The sequence below is a fragment of the Comamonas sp. JUb58 genome, from assembly GCF_004364775.1.
Lineage (GTDB): Bacteria > Pseudomonadota > Gammaproteobacteria > Burkholderiales > Burkholderiaceae_C > Comamonas.
On the sequence record NZ_SOAL01000021.1, the window covers coordinates 42852 to 57216 of the forward strand.

10 protein-coding genes are annotated in these 14365 nt (G+C 65.9%); 7 read left to right on the plus strand and 3 right to left on the minus strand.

What is annotated here, in order from left to right; genetic code table 11:
• The first annotated feature begins 2 nt into the window (after positions 1–2).
• Both EDF71_RS20260 and EDF71_RS20265 read left to right on the plus strand, forming a co-directional pair.
• Complete coding sequence (locus EDF71_RS20260) at positions 3–1220, plus strand: CoA transferase (protein ID WP_133858353.1); 1218 nt, start codon at positions 3–5, stop codon at positions 1218–1220.
• A 25-nt stretch (positions 1221–1245) separates the two neighbouring features.
• A complete protein-coding gene (locus tag EDF71_RS20265) occupies positions 1246–2247 on the plus strand; it encodes a YhdH/YhfP family quinone oxidoreductase (protein ID WP_133858354.1) in 1002 nt (333 codons plus the stop codon).
• Positions 2248–2334: 87 nt separating this feature from the next.
• Here EDF71_RS20265 and EDF71_RS20270 read toward each other — a convergent pair whose 3' ends face one another.
• From EDF71_RS20270 to EDF71_RS20280, 3 genes are all read right to left on the minus strand, one after another.
• Positions 2335–3291, minus strand: coding sequence for a FecR family protein (locus EDF71_RS20270; RefSeq protein WP_133858355.1), 957 nt, complete (start codon positions 3289–3291; stop codon positions 2335–2337).
• Positions 3291–3794 carry a sigma-70 family RNA polymerase sigma factor gene (locus tag EDF71_RS20275; protein ID WP_133858356.1) on the minus strand — a complete coding sequence of 168 codons (504 nt, stop codon included), beginning with the start codon at positions 3792–3794 and terminating at the stop codon, positions 3291–3293. The genes EDF71_RS20270 and EDF71_RS20275 overlap by 1 nt, the downstream gene beginning before the upstream one ends.
• Positions 3795–3917: 123 nt before the next feature.
• Positions 3918–4580: a TetR/AcrR family transcriptional regulator gene (locus EDF71_RS20280; protein WP_166656597.1), complete on the minus strand. Its 663-nt coding sequence runs from the start codon at positions 4578–4580 to the stop codon at positions 3918–3920.
• A gap of 258 nt (positions 4581–4838) precedes the next feature.
• On the opposite strand from EDF71_RS20280, the gene EDF71_RS20285 reads away from it, so the two are divergent.
• The 5 genes from EDF71_RS20285 to EDF71_RS20305 all read left to right on the plus strand — a co-directional run bounded on the left by EDF71_RS20285 (position 4839) and on the right by EDF71_RS20305 (position 14255).
• The gene (locus tag EDF71_RS20285) at positions 4839–5915 is read left to right on the plus strand and encodes an alcohol dehydrogenase (RefSeq protein ID WP_133858358.1); all 1077 of its coding nucleotides are present in this window, start codon (positions 4839–4841) and stop codon (positions 5913–5915) included.
• A gap of 25 nt (positions 5916–5940) precedes the next feature.
• The gene (locus EDF71_RS20290) at positions 5941–7371 is read left to right on the plus strand and encodes an NAD-dependent succinate-semialdehyde dehydrogenase (RefSeq protein WP_133858359.1); all 1431 of its coding nucleotides are present in this window, start codon (positions 5941–5943) and stop codon (positions 7369–7371) included.
• Positions 7372–7452: 81 nt separating this feature from the next.
• On the plus strand, positions 7453–10734 hold the full coding sequence (locus EDF71_RS20295; protein WP_133858360.1) for a carboxyl transferase domain-containing protein: 3282 nt from the start codon (positions 7453–7455) through the stop codon (positions 10732–10734).
• 72 nt (positions 10735–10806) lie between these two features.
• A complete protein-coding gene (locus tag EDF71_RS20300; RefSeq protein WP_133858361.1) occupies positions 10807–12444 on the plus strand; it encodes an AMP-binding protein in 1638 nt (545 codons plus the stop codon).
• On the plus strand, positions 12441–14255 hold the full coding sequence (locus EDF71_RS20305; RefSeq protein WP_133858362.1) for an AMP-binding protein: 1815 nt from the start codon (positions 12441–12443) through the stop codon (positions 14253–14255). Before EDF71_RS20300 ends, EDF71_RS20305 begins: the two co-directional genes overlap by 4 nt.
• Positions 14256–14365: the final 110 nt, after the last annotated feature.

Genomic DNA, 14365 nt, shown 5'->3' on the forward strand with positions numbered 1-14365 from the left:
TCATGACCCACCACAAGACCAAGACCAACCCGGGCTCGCTGGCCGGCATACGCATCCTGGACATGGCCACGGTGCTGGCTGCACCCAGCGGCGCGACGATGTGCGCCGACCACGGCGCCGATGTTGTCAAGCTGGAGCTGCCCGATGGCAACGATGCACTGCGCCATATGCAGCCCATCAAGAATGGATCGCCGCTGTGGTGGAAGGTGGCCAACCGGGGCAAGCGCGGTATCACCCTGGATGTGCGCAAGCCGCAGGGGCGCGAGTTGCTGCTGGCCATGCTGGCGCAGTTCGATGTGCTGGTGGAGAACTTTCGCACCGGCAGCCTGGACCGCTGGGGCCTGGACATTGCCACCCTGCACCGCGCCAACCCGCGCCTCATCGTGGTGCGTCTGACCGGCTTTGGCCAGACGGGCCCCTACAGCGCCCGCGCCGGTTTTGCACGGGTGTTTGAGGCGATGAGCGGCTTCACCAACCTGACGGCCCCGGCAGGCGGCGCGCCGATGCACAGCAACTACCCCATCGGCGATGCGGTGGCCGGCATCTTCTGCGCGTTCTCGATCGCCGCAGAAATTGCCCGCCTGCGCGCCGACCCCGAGGCCCGGGGCGTGGAGGTGGACCTGTCGGCCACCGAGGCGCTGTTCCGCATTCTCGATCCGCTGCCCGTCGAGCATGAACAGCTGGGCCTGGCCCGGCGCGGCGAAGGCAATCTGGCCACTTACACGGCGCCGTCCAATATGTACCGCAGTGCTGACGGCGTGTTCTTCTCGATGGTGGCCTCGTCCCAGGCCGTCTGGCTGCGGCTATGCAAGGCCATGGACAAGCCCCAGCTGGCCGAGGACCCGCGCTTTGACAGCCTGCCCCATCGCGTGGCCCATGTGCATGCGCTCGATGCCATCGTCAGCGGCTGGTTTGCCGAGCATGGTTTTGCGCTGATCTGCCAGAAGCTGGAGGCCTGCGAGATTCCGTTCAGCAAGGTCTACGACATAGCCGACATCGAGGCGGATCCGCATTTTCAGGCGCGCGAGGCCATCATCCGCCTGCCCGATGCCGACCATGGCAGCCTGCCTGCGCCCTGCATTGTTCCGCGCATCATCGGCCGCGACATGCCGGTGCCCCGCACCGGCCCGGCGCTGGGCGAGCACAACGCCGAGGTCTATGCCGCGTTGGGCGTATCGGCCGATGCATTGGCACAGTTGCGCGCGCAAGGCGTGGTCTGACCGAACAACTTACCAGGAGAACTGCATGAACTGCTACCAGGCCATGGTCACGCGCAGCGTGGACAGAGCCATCCACTCCCAGATGGAGACCTTGCAGCGCGGCGAACTCGCGCCCAGCGAGGTGCTGGTCCAGTCCCACTATGCGGGCGTGAACTACAAGGATTGTTTGTCGCTGCATGGGGCGGCCAGGATCATCACGCAGTTCCCCCGGGTGGCGGGGATCGAGGTGGTGGGTGAAGTGCTTGAATCGCGCAGCGACCAGTTCCGGCCTGGTGACATGGTGCTCAGCCATGGTTTCCAGCGCGGCATTGATGTGGACGGCGGCTTTGCCGAGCTGGTGCAGGCGCCCGCCGAGCACCTGCAAGCGCTGCCCCCAGGCCTGAGCGCCGAGCAGGTCGCCATTCTGGGCGTGCCCGGTTTTACCGCAGCGATGGCGCTGGAGCGCTTTGAAGAACTGGGCCTTCAGCCCGACAGCGGCCTGGTCGCCATCTCCGGCGCTGGCGGCGCCGTGGGCCGGCTGGCCATCCATATGCTGCACCGGGCCGGCTACCGCACAGCAGCGCTCACCCGCAACCTCAGCAACGAAGCGGCTTTGCGCGCCCTGGGCGCCAGCGAAGTGATCGACATCAGCCAGGTGGTAGATTCCAAGCGCCCCATCGAGAAGCCGCAGTTCGCGGCCGGCATCGACAACGTGGGCGGCGCGGTGCTGTCATGGATGCTGCGCTCTCTCAGCGATGGCGGCCTGCTGGCCAGCGTGGGCAATGCCTCGGGCAACAGCTTTGATGGCAGCGTGCTGCCCTTCATCATGCGCCGCGCGCAGATGTTGGGCATCGTCGCCAACGCCCCCTGGCCGCAACGGCGCAGGCTGTGGGACAAGCTGGCGGGCGACTGGAAGCCGGACTTTGCCGCGCTGCAGCCCGATGTGCGCTTTATCGGGCTGGACGAGTTGCTGGGGCATGCGGCACGGCAGTTGGAGGGGGTGACGAGTGGGCGTACGGTGGTTCGGTTTGGGGCGGCTAAGCCATAAAGTGGGCCTCCCTGAGGTCAGTCCGTGCATAGGCTACTGCGGCTGAATGCAGTTTCCCAACATGGTCACCGCAAGCGCACAGCAACGCTAACGTCCCACCACCCTCACCTGCCCATTCCCCAACCGCTCAATCCGCACCGGCAGCGACTGCGCCAGCAGCGCCAGACTGGCATCCGTGTCCTTGAGCGACAGGGCACCCGATAGCCGCAGCTGGGCCACGGCAGGGTCGCAGTGCAAACGGCCAGTTCGATAGCGGGCGATCTCGGTCACAACCTCGGCCAAGGGCATGTTCTTGGCCAGCAGCATGCCCTGCTCCCACAGCGCGGCGCTGGCTTGCACATCGGTTTGCGGGCCGATGCCGCTGCTGCTGAAGTCGGCGGTGTGCCCCTCTTGCAGCAGTAGGGTGGCGCCTTGCTGGTTGGTGATGGCGACGGCGTGGCTGAAGACAGCGACGCGGCTGGTGTCCGCATCCACACGGCGCACGCTAAAACGCGTGCCCAGCGCCTGCACCGTGCCTTGCCGGGTTTCCACGACAAAGGGGCGGTAGCTGGGCGATGGGTCGGCATGCGTGGTCACCAAGATCTCGCCACCCAGCAGCCGCACCCGGCGCTCTTGTGCGTTGAAATGGATGGCCACTGCGCTGGCGGTGTTGAGCGTCAAGGTGGAGCCATCGGGCAGCAGCATGGAGCGCGACTGCCCCACGGCGGTGGCCTGGTCGGCCATCCAGTCGCGCCAGGACAGCTCTCGCCAGGCCAGCCAACCAGCGGGCGCCGCCACCAGAAGGCCACCCAGCCAGGCCAGGCTTTTGCGCCGGTCGGGCCGCTGCACGGCGTGCAAGGTTTGCTGGCAGACCTCGGCTGGCACTTGGGCGAACACACCCAGCATGGCTTCGGCCTTGTGCCAGGCGGCCTCATGCGCGGGGCTTTGGCTGCGCCATTGCTCAAAACGGGCCTGCTCCTTGGCAGTGGGCGTTTCGTAGCGCAGCACGATGAGCCAGTCGGCCGCTTCGCTGAGCAAGGTGTTTTGCGCGGCAACGCCCGCCATCACGCGGCCTCCAGGCACAGCATCAAGGCCTTGTGGATATGGCGGCGCACGGTGATCACCGGCATGGCGACCTGGTCGGAGATCTGCTGCAAGCTCAGCCCATCGAGCTGGGCCAGCAAAAAGACCTGGCGCGTGCGGGGCGCCAGGCCTGAAAGCAGCCGGTCGATCTGCACCAGCGCTTCGATGACCTGCAGCTGGGTCTCGGGCGACGGCGCATGCGGCTCGGGCATGGCCTGCAGGGTCTCCAGGTAGGCGCGTTCGATCTCGCGCCGGCGCCACAAGTCGACCACCAGGCCTTTGGCCACATGGGTCAAAAAGGCACGCGGCTCATCAGCAGCATCCACATTGCGGGGCGACAGCATGAGCCGAATAAAGGTGTCATGGGCCAGGTCGGCCGCGTCGCCTGCATTGCCCAGACGGCGCCGCAGCCAGGACTGCAGCCAGGCATGGTGGTTTTTGTAGAGCGCTTCGATGGGCGAAGCCGAGTATCCGGGAGATGCCATGCGATGTCCGCGCCCTGCTGCCACAGTGAATAGTTGAGAATGAATCTCAATTATATTCAATTGTAAAGACCGTCTTTACGCAGGACATTCGCGGCCGCCTGGCGTGCCAGCGGCGCAGGTAGATCAGCGCTGCGCAACAGGCGGCGCGGGCAGCACGTACTGCCCCGTCCAGCCCACCAGGCGCAGCGCCATCTGCGTCATCTCCTGGCACAGCGCCTCGATGGACAGCTTGCCGTTGGGTTGGTACCAGCGGTGCGTCCACTGCACCATGCCGCTGATGGCGAAAGCCGTGACCTTGGGGTTGCCGACCTGGAAAACACCCGCCTCCACGCCGTTGACGATAAGCCGCGTCACCAGCGCATCAAAGCCGTGGTACTTGCTGCGGATATCGCTGATTTTTTCCGGGCTCAGGCTTTTTTCTTCTTCAAGCAGGATGACCGAGAAGGTGCTCAGCTCGATCTTGCGGCGCGTGTAGGTGTCGATAAAAAACTCAAAGCGCCGCACCGGGTCCTTGTCTTCGAGCTGTTCGCACTGGCTCACGGCCTCATACAGGCCGGCAAACACCTTGTCAAAAAGCCGCTCCAGCAGCTCGTGCTTGGACTTGAAGCGCTTGTAGATAAAGGGCTTGGTCACGCCAATCGAGGCCGCTATCTCATCGAGCGTCGCGCTCTTGAAGCCGCGCTTGTAGAACAGCTCGGCAGCGGCATTGATGATCAAGGTGTCCTTGTATTCCTGGATCTGGTTCTTGGCATCGCCTGCGTTGGTGTCGGTGGGTTGTAGCTGCACTGCTGAATGTCTCCTGGTGGGCGTGGGGCTGCGGCGATAACGCGCGCCAGCACGCTGTACGCATGGCCCCAGCATAGTGGAAAGGCGGGCCGTTTTGTACAAGATGCCACCCCGCCATCCATGCGTGAAATCCCCAATAGTACCAATCGATACTGATCAGTATCTTTGGGCTTTTCCAACGCTGAGCAGCCGTTTCAGGCCCTTGCCAAAGCGCCGCGCCAGCAGCCATTGAGCCCCGTTGATTAAGGAGACAAGCGCATGTCGAACGCAACCGCCAGCCCTGGCGAACAGCTGAGTTACCAGGTCGTCGATTTTGGCCAACCGCTGCAACTGGCGCGCCGCGCCATTGCCGCGCCGCAGGGCAGCGAGGTGCTGGTGCGCATCAGCGCCTGCGGCGTCTGCCACAGCGATCTGCACATGGCCGAGGGCTTTTTTGACCTGGGCGATGGCCGCCATTTCGGCCTGGAAAAAGTACTCAAGCCGCCACGCACCTTGGGCCATGAGATCGTCGGCACCGTGGCCGCCAACGGGCCCGATGCGCAAGGAGCGCTGGGCCGCTCGGTGATCGTCTTCCCCTGGATTGGCTGCGGCCAGTGCGCGCTTTGCGCCCGGGGTGATGAACACATGTGTGCCCGCCCCGAGAGCCTGGGCACCACGCGGGATGGCGGCTTCAGCACCCATGTGCGCGTGCCCCACCCGCGCTACCTGATCGACCATGCCGGCATTGACGCCGCCTTTGCCGCCACCCTGGCCTGCTCGGGGCTGACGGCTTATTCGGCGCTCAAAAAAGTGGCGCCTGCGACCGAGCAGGCGCCGCTGGTCATCATCGGCGCGGGTGGCGTGGGCCTGGCGGCCGTGGCGCTGGCCAAGGCCTTGCATGGCCTGGGGCCCATCGTTGTCGACATTGACCCGGCCAAGCGCCAGGCTGCGCTGGATGCCGGCGCCAGCCGTGTGGTGGACCCGGCCGAGGCGGATGCCGCCAAGACCCTGGCGCGCTCCAGCGCCGAAGGCGTATCGGCCGTGCTCGATTTTGTCGGCTCCACACGCACTTTCGAGTTTGCCAATGCCGTCGTCGGCAAGGGCGGAAAAATCCTCATCGTCGGCCTGTTTGGCGGCAGCGCCAGCATCCAGCTGCCGCTGATCCCCATGCGCGCCATCTCCATCGGCGGCTCCTATGTAGGCTCGCTGGCCGAGCTGCGCGAGCTGGTGGCGCTGGCCCAGCAAGGGGTGTTGCCATCCTTGCCGCTCAGCAGCCGCCCGCTGGGCGATGTGCAGACCGTGCTGGACGAGCTGCGTGCCGGCAAGGTCACCGGCCGCGCCATTTTGCAAAGCTGAAGCCAGAAAGAACCAGGAGCACCGCATGAACTACCAAGTCCAATTGCTGATCGACGGCCAGTGGCGCGACAGCAGCAGCCAGGAATGGCTGGACATCATCAACCCCGCCGACGAAAGCAGCATTGGCCGCGTGGCCAAGGCCAGCCGCGCCGACCTGGATGCCGCGCTGGCCGCGGCCCAGACCGGCTTTTCCGCCTGGCGCAAAACCTCGGTGATGGAGCGCTCGACCTATCTGCGCAAAGCCGCCGCGCTGGTGCGCGAGCATGCCGAAGAGATGGCGCTGATGCTGGTGCATGAGCAAGGCAAACGTCTTACCGAGGCGCGCATCGAGCTCTCCGGCGCCAGCGAGGTGCTGGAATGGTTTGCCGAAGAGGCGCGCCGCTGCTACGGCAGCATGATCCCGCCGCGCTCGCCCGAGCTGCGCCAGTATGTGCAGCATGAGCCCGTGGGCCCGGTGGCGGCGTTCACGCCCTGGAACTTCCCGATCAACCAGGCCGTGCGCAAGATAGCCGCCGCACTGGCTGCGGGCTGCTCGATCATCGTCAAGGGCTCGGAAGAAACGCCGGTGGCGCTGGCCCGCTTCATCCAGGTGCTGGAGCAGGCCGGCCTGCCCGCAGGCGTGCTCGGCCTGGTCTATGGCGTGCCGGGTGATATCTCCGAGCACCTGATTGCCTCGCCCGTGGTGCGCAAGATCTCGTTCACCGGCTCGACCTCGGTGGGCAAGCTGCTGAGCGCGCAAGCGGGCGCCGCGATGAAGCGTGTGTCGATGGAGCTGGGCGGCCATGCGCCTGCCATCGTCTGTGACGACGCCGACCTGGCGCGCAGCCTCAAGCTCCTGGGTGTGCAGAAGTTCTGGAACGCCGGCCAGGCCTGCATCTCGCCCTCGCGCTTTTTGGTGCAGGCGCCCTTGTATGACGAGGCCATTGCCGGTTTTCAGCGCATTGCCGAAGGCTATGTGATGGGCAATGGCCTGGACAAGGCCACCCGCATGGGCCCGCTGGCCAACCCGCGCCGCGTGGCCGCCATGCAGGCGCTGGTGGATGACGCGGTGGCCAAGGGCGCCCGTGTGGTGACGGGCGGCAAGGCGCCGGATGGCAAGGGCTACTTTTTTGCGCCCACGGTGCTGGCCGATGTTCCGCAGGACGCGCGCATCTTCAACGAAGAGCCCTTTGGCCCGATTGCCGCGTTTGCACGCTTTGACAGCGATGCCCAGGCGCTGCAAGAGGCCAACCGCCTGCCCTGGGGCCTGGCGGCCTATGTGTTCACCGGCTCGGCCACGCGCGGCGAGTGGTTCAAGAACGAGATCGAAAGCGGCCTGGTCGGCATCAACTCGATTGCGATGGGCTACCCCGAGCAGCCGTTTGGCGGCGTCAAGGATTCGGGCTATGCCAGCGAAGGCGGCGCCGATGCGCTGGCCTTCTACCTCAGCAGCAAGTTCGTCAGCCAGACCATCTGAGTGCGCAGGCCGGCGCCCATCCGCTGCCGGCCCGCTGCCGCGCCGATGCGGGGCAGTGTGATCGAAGAGAGAAGGATTTCCATGCACAAGGTACTGATCGCCAACCGGGGGGAGATTGCGGTGCGCATTGCGCGCACGGCAGCAGACCGGGGCATCGCAAGCGTTGCCGTCTACGCCAGCGACGATGCAGCCAGCCTGCACCGCCGCACGGCCGACCAGGCGCGCGCGCTGGGCGCCCAGGGCGCAGCCGCCTATCTGAACGGCGCGCACCTGATCGAGATTGCGCACCAAGAAGGCTGCGATGCCATCCACCCCGGCTACGGCTTTTTGAGCGAGAACTCGGCCTTTGCGCAGGCCTGCACCGCAGCCGGCCTGCGCTTTATCGGGCCCTCGGTCCAGGCGCTGGAGACCTTTGGCGACAAGGCCCAGGCGCGCGCGCTGGCCCAGCGTGAGCAGGTGCCGGTGGCACAAGGCACGCAAAGCGCCACCAGCCTGGCGCAGGCCCAGGCCTTTATGCAGCAGCTCGGTGGGCCGGTGATGCTCAAGGCACTGGCGGGCGGCGGTGGGCGGGGCATGCGCGCGGTGATGGCCGTGGACGATCTGGGTGCCGCCTTTGACCGCTGCAGCTCCGAGGCCCTGAGCGCCTTTGGCCGCAGCGATCTGTATGTAGAGCAGCTCATTAGCGGCGCCCGCCATATCGAAGTGCAGATTGTGGGCGACGGCAGCGGCGCGGTGCAGCACCTGTTTGAGCGCGACTGCACTTTGCAGCGCCGCCACCAGAAGCTGCTGGAGATAGCGCCCAGCCCCTTCATCAGCCCCGCGCTGCGCGCGCAACTGCTGCAGCATGCCTGCCGGCTGGGCGCAGCGCTGCACTATCAGGGCCTGGGCACGGTGGAGTTTTTGGTGGACAGCCACAGCGGCCAGTACATCTTTATCGAATGCAACCCGCGCCTGCAGGTGGAGCACACCATCACCGAAGCCATCACCGGGCTGGACCTGGTGGCGCTGCAGTTTGCGCTGGCCGATGGCGCCAGCCTGCAGGACCTGGGCCTGAACCAGGCACTGCCGCTGCCCCGGCAATTTGCGCTGCAGGCGCGTGTGAACATGGAAAGCATGCAGCCCGATGCACAGGCCCTGCCCACTGGCGGCACCCTGACACGCTTTGAGCCGCCCACCGGCCCGGGCGTGCGCGTGGACAGCTTTGGCTATACCGGCTACGAGACCTCGGGCAACTATGACTCCTTGCTGGCCAAGGTGATCGTCAGCGGGCCCAGCCAGTTCGAGGTGCTCTGCGCCAAGGCCGATCGCGCGCTGGCCGAGTTCCATATCCAGGGTGTGGAGACCAACCTGGACTACCTGCGTGCGCTGCTGCGCGACGCGCAGGTGCTGCGTGGCGAGATCGACACCACCTATGTGGAACGCCAAGGCCCGGCGCTGCATGCGGCAGCCACGGCACTGGTAGCACAGCGCCAACCTGGTCCGCAGGCAGCCGGCCAGAACGCTGTGCCGAGTAACAACAACGACGAGCCCACACTGCCTGAGGGCGCGCATGCGGTGCGCGCTGCAATGCGCGGCCGCTTGATTGCGTTGGAGATGGATGCCCATACCGTGCAGGCCAAGGGCGCATCGGTGGCGGTGCTGGAGGCCATGAAGCTGGAGCACAGCGTGGCCTTGGGCCAGGGCGGCCGCTTTGTGGCGCGCAGCGCGCTGCTGGGCGAGGTGGTGGCCACGGGCACCCTGCTGGGCTGGGTGCTGCCCGATGCATCGGCCGATGCACTCGCCAGCGAGCAGCAGCAAGCCGACCTGGATGCGATACGCCCCGATCTGGCCAAGGTGCTGCAGCGCCAGCAAGGCTTGATGGACGCTGCCCGCCCCGAAGCGGTGGCCAAGCGCCGGCGCCATGGCAAGAACACCGCGCGCGAGAACCTGGACCAGCTGCTGGATGCCGGCAGCTTTGTGGAATATGGCGGCCTGACCCTGGCGATGCAACGCGGCCGCCGCAGCGAGGAGGAGCTGATTCGCCTGAGCCCAGCAGACGGCACCATCACCGGCCTGGGCCGCATCAACGGCCTGCAGTTTGGGCCTGAGCAATCGCGCTGCGCAGTGATGGCCTATGACTACACGGTGTTTGCCGGCACGCAGGGCTTTATGGCCCACCGCAAGATGGACCGTATCGTGCACACCAGCGAACGCCTGGGCCTGCCCTTTGTTTTGTTTGCCGAAGGCGGCGGCGGCCGGCCGGGCGACACCGACTATGTGGGCGTTTCGGGGCTGGAGTTCACCACCTTCACGCACATGGCGCGGCTGTCCGGCAAGGTGCCGACGATCGGCGTGGTCTCGGGCCGCTGCTTTGCCGGCAATGCCGCCTTGCTGGGCTGCTGCGATGTGATCATCGCCACGCAGGATGCCAGCATCGGCATGGCCGGGCCGGCGATGATCGAAGGCGGTGGTTTGGGTGTAGTGGCGGCCGACGAGGTGGGCCCGGCGAGTGTGCAAACGCGCAATGGCGTGATCGACCTGCTCGCCCGCGACGAAACCGAGGCCGTGGCCCTGGCCCAGACCTACCTGGGCTTTGTACAGGGCAAGCTGCCGCCTGGAGAACATGCCGACCAGCGCCTGCTGCGCGCGCTGGTGCCCGAGAACCGGGTCAAGGGCTATGACATCCGTGCCGTGGTGCAGACCTTGTTTGACAGCGGCAGTTTTATGGAACTGCGCGCCCAGTTTGGCCGCAGCGTGGTCACCGGCTTTGCGCGGCTGGAGGGCCAGGCCGTGGGCGTGCTGGCCAACGATGGCAGCCACCTGGGCGGCGCGCTCGATGCCAACAGCGCCGACAAGATATCGCGCTTTCTGGAGCTGTGCGACAACTACGGCCTGCCGGTCGTGTCGCTGTGCGATACGCCGGGCTTCATGGTCGGGCCGGAGAGCGAAAAGGCCGCAGCCGTGCGGCACTTTGCCCGCATCTTTGTGACGGCCAGCCACATCAAGGTGCCGGTGCTGGCGATTGTGCTGCGCAAGGCCTATGGCCTGGGCGCGCAGGCCATGCTGGGCGGCAACCTGTTTGTGCCCGTGGCCACCGTGGCCTGGCCCACCGGTGAGCTGGGGCCCATGGGCATTGAAGGCTCGGTGCGCCTGGCCTACCGGCGCGAGTTGGAAGCCTTGGAGGACGCGGCCGAGAAGGCGGCCTACTTTCAGGCCAAGACCGACGAGATCTATGCCCAGGGCAAGGCGCTGAACGTGGCCAGCTACAACGAGATCGACGATGTGATCGACCCGGCGCAGACACGCGATTGGCTGGCCAGCATGCTCGCCAGCCTGCCGGCAGCCAGCCCGGGGCGGGCGGCATCGGGGGTATCGCCCTGGTAGCCACCCCGCCCCCGCCTCACCTAAAACACTGCGACCGAGATCCCAAAAAACACCAGGACCGTAGGAGACACCATGACCCCCATCGCGTACCGGCAACAAGAAAAGCCTTTGCATGAGTACCTGCGCCAGCATGCGCGTACCCAGCCCGACAAGCCAGCCTTCATCTGGTACGGCAGCGCCATCAGCTGGGCGCAGCTGGACCAGATGAGCGACAGCTTTGCGTGCCAGCTGCAGCAGCGCGGCGTGGTCAAGGGCGACCGGGTAGCGCTCTTCATGCAGAACTGCCCGCAGTACGTGATTGCGCATATCGGCATCCAGAAGCTGGGTGCGGTGGTGGGGCCCTGCAGCCCGCTGTTCAAGGGCCATGAGCTGGAGTACCAGCTCTCCGACCTGGGCGCCAAGGTCATCGTCGCGGCCGATGTGCTCTACGAGATCGTGCAGGCGGCGCGCCCCAAGACGGCGATTGAAAATGTGTTTCTGACCCACTACGCCGACCTGCTGCCCGCTCAGCCGACGATCGACCTGCCTGCAGAAATCGACACACCCAAGCGCCATATCGAAGGCACGACAGACTTTTTGGACTGCCTGCGTACACCGTTGCACACGCCGTTGCCTGCGCCCGATGTGGGCCCGCTGGACATGGACGATGTGGCGCTGATGACCTATACCTCGGGCACCACCGGCCTGCCCAAGGGGGCGATGCTGACCTACCGCAATGCGCTGTTCAAAGCCCATGCAGCGGCAGACAACAACCCCATCCGCGATGACGACACCATGCTGGCGGTGGCGCCGCTGAACCACATCGCGGGCATGCTGATCGGCCTCAATGTCACCCTCTACACCGGCATCCCCTGCGTGCTGTTGTACCGCTTTGACCCCGTGCAGGTGCTGCAGGCGCTGGCGCGCTACCGGGTGACCTGGTGGTACAGCGTGGCCAGCATGAATGCAGCGGTGATGCAGGTGGAAGGCGCGCGCGAGTATGACCTCAGCGCGCTGCGCATCAACCCCAGCACCAGTTTTGGCATCAGCATCAACCAGGCGCTGGCCGAGCAGTGGCGCGGCTTTGCACCGCAGTGCCAGCTGTTTGAGGTGACCTATGGCATGTCCGAAACCCACACCTGGGACACCTCGATGCCCGTCGATGCCATCAAATGGGGCGCGCACGGCATTCCCATCCAGGGGGTGGAATGCCGCGTGATCGATGCCGGCACCGGCCAGGACCTGCCCGCCGGCCAGGTGGGTGAGCTGGTCTTGCGCAGCCCGGGCAACTTCAAGGGCTACTGGAACAAGCCCGAGGCCACGGCCAGCACCTTGAAGGACGGCTGGGTGCATACCGGCGACATGGCCAAGATCGACAGCGATGGCTACCTGACCTTTGCCGGCCGCTTCAAGGAGATGATCAAGGTATCGGGCTACAGCGTCTTCCCGGAAGAGGTCGAGTCCATCATGATCAAGCACCCCTCGGTGGCGCAGGTGGCGGTGATTGGCATTGATGATGCGCACAAGGGCCAGGCGGTCAAGGCGGTCGTCATTGCGCGCAAGGGAGCGCCAGCGGTGAGCGCGCAGCAGCTGATCGACTGGTGCCGTGAGCAGATGTCGGTCTACAAGGCGCCCCGGGAGATCGAGTTTCGGGAGGCGCTGCCCACGACGGGCACCGGCAAGGTGCTGCGGCGCCTGCTGAAGGAGCCGCAGAAAGCGAGCGCCGCATGAGCGCCGCCGCCCACCCCGTGGCAACGCTGGACAAGCCGGCGCTGCTGGAGCTGTTGCAACGCGATGGCGAACTGGTCACCGAACGGCTGGCGCACTGGGCGCGCACCAAGGGCGACCAGCTCTTCTACCTGTATGGCGAAGACGATGTGCGCCTGAGCTATGCCGAGTTTGACCGCATCACCGATGCCATTGCGGGCAACCTGGCCGCTGCCGGCATCGGCCGGGGCATGCCGGTATCGGTGTTCATGCGCAACCAGCTCATCAGCACCTTGGCCATGTTTGGCATCTGGAAGGCCGGCGCCGTCTTTGCGCCGATCAACTTTGGACTGACCGCGCGCCTGCTGGCCTACCAGATTGGCGACACCCAGCCGGTGATGCTGCTGGCCGAACGCGCGCTGGTCCCCGCCCTCAATGCCATCGCTGAGGAACTGGGCCAGGTCGCACCGCTGGCCCATGTGGTGGTCTACGAGCCGCCCGCCGGCAGCCATGATGCGGTAGCGGACGGCGTGGCCTACAGCGGCCCGCATGCGGAAACGGCATGGGCCGCGCTGCTGCAGCCCGCAGCCAAGCCGGATGTGGCCCTGGCCTTTGACGACCTCTGCAACATCATCTACACCTCCGGCACCACCGGGCCATCCAAAGGCGTGGTGCAGAGCCACCGCTGGATGAACCAGTACACCTACCTGTTCCGCCAGATGCTCAATGGCCATGACGTGGTCTACAACGACCTGCCGATGTACCACGTGGGTGGGGCGGTGTTCAATGTGGTGCGGGCGGTATGGGCCGGCAGCGGCCTGGCTTGCTGGGACCGTTTCAGCCCCAATGACTTCTGGCGCCGCATTGCAGTCAGTGGCGCCACCAGCGCGGTGCTGGTGGACACGATGATCTCCTGGCTGGCCAAGGCAGCGCCAGCAGCCACCGACCACCACAACAGCCTCAACAAGGTCTACATGCAGCCGCTGCCCCAGCGCCATGTGGAGATTGCACGCCGCTTTGGCTTTGACTTTGTGACGGCCGGCTTTGGCCAGACGGAGTCGGGCATGTCTTGCTTCACGGTCATCGAAGAGACGGACGCCAGCTGCGAATCCCCGCCCGCCTACCGGCGTGGGCAGACGCGCGAGGCGATCCGTGCGCAGATTGCGGCCCTGGGCCTGGAGCTGCTGGGCCCGGCGCAGGCCGGCCAGGTGGGCAAGGGCTACCTGGGCCATCCCTGCCTGTTTGTGGAGGCCGCCGTGCTGGACGAGCGCGATGGCGAGTGCCCCGTGGGCGTGGCCGGGCAGCTGGCTTTTCGGTCGAAGCTGCCTTACTACCTGTTGGTGGAATACCTGGGCAAGCCCCAGGCCACCGCCAAGGCCTTCCGCAATCTCTGGTTCCACACCGGCGACTCGGCGCTGCGCCATGCCGATGGCAGCCTGAGCTTTGTGGACCGCATGGGTGACCGCATCCGGGTGCGCGGCGAGAACATCTCGTCCTTCCATATCGAGGACATGGTCAACCAGTACCCGGCCGTCGAGATGACAGCGGCCTTTGCCATCCCGGCGCACGAGGGCGATGAGGACGATGTCGTGGTCTATGTGGTGGCGCGCGAGCAGCAGCTGATCGACCGCCAGGCGCTGCATGACTGGTGCGACAGCAAGATGCCCAAGTTCATGCGGCCGCGCCATATCCGCGTGGTCGAGCAGTTCCCGCGCACGCTGACGCAGAAGATCGAGAAGTTCAAGCTCAAGGCCATGATCCTGGCCGAGCTGCAGGGCCAGCCTGCCAACCAGGCCTCTACCACGCCACCCCCGAAGGAGCGCCGCATGACCTGACACCTCCGCCCTGCCCCAGTTTGTGCCAACCCCTTTGTGCGATCCGTAACACCGTGCCCACCAGGCTACCTGGCCGAGGCCAACGATAAAAATACCAGGAGACCATTTCC

Excerpts from the sequence above, each read along its gene's own strand:
- EDF71_RS20295 (WP_133858360.1), top strand. The coding sequence starts at position 7,453 with ATGCACAAGGTACTGATCGCCAACCGGGGGGAGATTGCGGTGCGCATT.
- EDF71_RS20260 (WP_133858353.1), top strand. The coding sequence starts at position 3 with ATGACCCACCACAAGACCAAGACCAACCCGGGCTCGCTGGCCGGCATA.
- EDF71_RS20305 (WP_133858362.1), top strand. The coding sequence starts at position 12,441 with ATGAGCGCCGCCGCCCACCCCGTGGCAACGCTGGACAAGCCGGCGCTG.
- EDF71_RS20300 (WP_133858361.1), top strand. The coding sequence starts at position 10,807 with ATGACCCCCATCGCGTACCGGCAACAAGAAAAGCCTTTGCATGAGTAC.
- EDF71_RS20270 (WP_133858355.1), bottom strand. The coding sequence starts at position 3,291 with ATGGCGGGCGTTGCCGCGCAAAACACCTTGCTCAGCGAAGCGGCCGAC.
- EDF71_RS20285 (WP_133858358.1), top strand. The coding sequence starts at position 4,839 with ATGTCGAACGCAACCGCCAGCCCTGGCGAACAGCTGAGTTACCAGGTC.
- EDF71_RS20275 (WP_133858356.1), bottom strand. The coding sequence starts at position 3,794 with ATGGCATCTCCCGGATACTCGGCTTCGCCCATCGAAGCGCTCTACAAA.
- EDF71_RS20265 (WP_133858354.1), top strand. The coding sequence starts at position 1,246 with ATGAACTGCTACCAGGCCATGGTCACGCGCAGCGTGGACAGAGCCATC.
- EDF71_RS20290 (WP_133858359.1), top strand. The coding sequence starts at position 5,941 with ATGAACTACCAAGTCCAATTGCTGATCGACGGCCAGTGGCGCGACAGC.